Origin of the sequence: Ferruginibacter sp. (genome assembly GCF_014377975.1) — a bacterium.
Classification (GTDB): Bacteria; Bacteroidota; Bacteroidia; order Chitinophagales; family Chitinophagaceae; genus Ferruginibacter.
Genome location: NZ_JACMOO010000229.1, coordinates 1 through 2,988, shown reverse-complemented (window position 1 = coordinate 2,988; position 2,988 = coordinate 1). Strand labels below are relative to the sequence as shown.

The window sequence follows — 2,988 nt, the reverse complement described above, 5'->3', positions numbered from 1 at the left end:
TTAGCCGTGGCCGAAACAAAGATTTCGCCGGTTACGGCATCGTATAACAATTGTCCTTCACCATCACCTGTAATCCATTCACCGGTTACATAATTCCCCAATTTATTCATACGTTTTTATATTGAATCAAAACTAACAATTGTTAGCCATTACAAAATAACATGCAATACATTAGGATTGGGGAAAGCTATAAATTGAAAGAGAAACGGGAAAAAATTTGACTATTGGTAAGTACAATTTATGGTCGCGTTACCTGGAAACAGATGGCGGTATAATAACATTACATGCCTTCCGCATCTATGATTGTAATTAAAAGAAAGGATAGATTATCTAAAAGTGGTGTGCGCACTCATTCTATGGTCTATCTCAGCAGAAAGACTTTCGAATATTTCATCTACGGAACCTTCGCCGGGTATGGCAACCACCTTTTCAAATGTTTGGTAATGATCGGCAACAGCAGAGGTCTTGCGATGATATTCAGCAATCCGCTCCCTGATCACTTCTTCGTTATTATCATCAGTACGGCCACTGGTTAAACCGCGATTTAATAATCGTTTAACCAATTCTTCTTCACTTACCTGAAGGGATAATACAACCCCAATTTCTGTTTGCTTAAGTTTCAAAAGTTTGTCCAGAGCTTCTGATTGTGCCTTGGTTCGGGGGAAGCCATCAAATAAAAACCCATTTGCTTTTGAATTGGCATCAAGGGCAGTGCTAATCATACCAATTACAACCTCATCAGGTACCAACTGGCCTTTATCCATAAAATTTTTAGCTTCCAGGCCCAATGGAGTCTGGCTGGCAATCTCTGTTCGTAATAAATCACCTGTGGAAAGATGCTTAAGTCCGTATTGTAAGATCAATTTTTCGCTTTGCGTACCTTTACCACTGCCGGGAGGACCGAACAAAATAATGTTGAACATATTTGCTTGCTAACCTTATTGAGCGGCAAATATAAGGCTTGACCTTTATAATTCATTTAACAATCGTTAGTCTTGTAAATGGTTTTTAGAATTGTTTTAAGGTCCCTTTTAAGTATAAAATCTCAACCGAAACCACCGGTATTTGTTTGAAGAGTTGAAAGTAAATTATTAAAATAAGTTGGCACAATTCCTTTACTCAAAGCATTGTGATTTCATAAAAATAAAACTAAACCTATGGACATTAAAAAAGAAAACCCTGTTTATTCCAGAACAGCCTCTGAAAAAGTAGTTCTGCCTGAAGAGCAATGGAAAGAGATACTCTCGCCGGAGGTATACCATATTGCCAGGCAAAAAGGCACTGAGCGACAATGGACCAGCAAATTTGAAACATCCAAAGAAATTGGAACTTATTATTGTGCCGTTTGTGGAAATTCTTTATTTAAAAGTGACACCAAATTTGAGAGTGGGTGTGGATGGCCAAGTTTTTACGAACCCATTTCAAAGGCTTCGATAATTTACACACCAGATAACGCACATGGTATGAACCGTACTGAAGTTCAATGTGGACGTTGCAAGTCGCACCTGGGTCATGTGTTTGAGGACGGCCCCCCTCCTACAGGTTTGCGGTATTGTATTAATGGTGTGGTGTTGGATTTTGACAAAGCCGCTGAAGCTGAAAAAAGATATGATGAGATGAATGGAAAAGAATAAGGGATTATGATAATAAGAGTAGAATTTAAAAGGCAAGCGGTGCTTGCTTTTTTCGTATCCAAAAATGAAAGAAATAATAGATGCTTCAGCTATTAAGGATATTGCAGGCATTGCCTGCATGCTATTTCTTGAGTATGCTACAGAGCTGAACGTTGATCTATCTTTCCAAAACTTTTCGCAGGAACTTGAAGATCCTCTCTCAAAATACGGAACTCCTGCTGGAGCATTATTTATTGCCTTCTATAATAATGAGCCGGTTGGTTGTATTGCCCTTCAACCCATAAGCCTGACACAAACCTGCGAAATGAAGCGCCTGTATGTAAAACCGGATTTTAGAAATATGGGTATTGCCACAACTCTTGTAGAGGCCCTTAGCAAACGTGCAAAAGAATTGGGTTATACCAGAATGGTTTTGGATACACTTGACAAGTTGGTTCCGGCAATAGCATTGTACCAGCGCCATGGATTTATCAAAACAACGTCTTACTATAATAATCCACTGCCCGGCGTTGTCTATATGACAAAAGAGCTATAATTGAGTAACGGCTAACTTGATTTTGCTTCCCAGATTTCTTATGCATTTTTCTACTACATTAGGATAATATTGATGTTCAAGCAGGTGGATCTTGTCGGCAAGCGTTGAAGGATTGTCATTTGCTTCTATGTCACAATAAGCCTGGAAAATAATATCTCCGTTGTCATAGTGCTCATCAACATAATGTATTGAAATGCCGCTTTTGTTATCACCTGCATCTATTACCGCAGTATGAACATGGGTCCCATACATTCCCTTACCTCCATAATTTGGTAGCAACGCAGGATGAATATTAATTATCTTATTTGGATATGCTTTGATAATTGACAGGGGAATTTTCCATAGAAACCCTGCCAGGACAATAAAATCAATTGAAGCTGCAAATAATTGAGGTACATATCCGTCTCCTGAAAAAAATCTTTCTTTCTCAATAAATAATGTTGGCACCTCGTGATTAATGGCATGTTTTAAAACACCGGCGCCCTGCTTATTGCATACAATAAGACTCACCTTTATTGTAGTATGAAATTTGAAATGCTCAATAATTTGTTTTGCATTGCTCCCTGCTCCTGAAGCAAAAATGGCAATGTGTCTAAAATCCATTGTCAATAATATGGGTTGGATTTAAAAATTGATCAAAAATAAAGTTTTGTTGAAGGAACAAAATTTAATAAAAATAATTCCTCAATTCGATACGGCATGTCCTCTTTTGTTAAAAAAGAAAAAAATGTCATTCAGGTTTTATGAAGTTTCTTATTTTAAAAATTAGGACTAAATGAATGGTTTGTGAAGTATTGCCCGATGATAAAATCATCCTTT

4 protein-coding genes are annotated in these 2,988 nt (G+C 37.6%); 2 read left to right on the top strand and 2 right to left on the bottom strand.

Annotated elements, in window-relative coordinates; all coding sequences use genetic code 11:
• Positions 1-326 precede the first annotated feature (326 nt).
• The gene (locus H7254_RS12475) at positions 327-923 is read right to left on the bottom strand and encodes an adenylate kinase (protein ID WP_301933279.1); all 597 of its coding nucleotides are present in this window, start codon (positions 921-923) and stop codon (positions 327-329) included.
• A 234-nt stretch (positions 924-1,157) separates the two neighbouring features.
• On the opposite strand from H7254_RS12475, the gene msrB reads away from it, so the two are divergent.
• On the top strand, positions 1,158-1,634 hold the full coding sequence (gene msrB / locus H7254_RS12470) for a peptide-methionine (R)-S-oxide reductase MsrB (RefSeq protein ID WP_301933278.1): 477 nt from the start codon (positions 1,158-1,160) through the stop codon (positions 1,632-1,634).
• A gap of 64 nt (positions 1,635-1,698) precedes the next feature.
• The gene (locus tag H7254_RS12465) at positions 1,699-2,169 is read left to right on the top strand and encodes a GNAT family N-acetyltransferase (RefSeq protein WP_301933277.1); all 471 of its coding nucleotides are present in this window, start codon (positions 1,699-1,701) and stop codon (positions 2,167-2,169) included.
• Here H7254_RS12465 and H7254_RS12460 read toward each other — a convergent pair.
• Complete coding sequence (locus H7254_RS12460; protein ID WP_301933280.1) at positions 2,164-2,772, bottom strand: phosphoribosylglycinamide formyltransferase; 609 nt, start codon at positions 2,770-2,772, stop codon at positions 2,164-2,166. The genes H7254_RS12465 and H7254_RS12460 overlap by 6 nt on opposite strands.
• Positions 2,773-2,988: the final 216 nt, after the last annotated feature.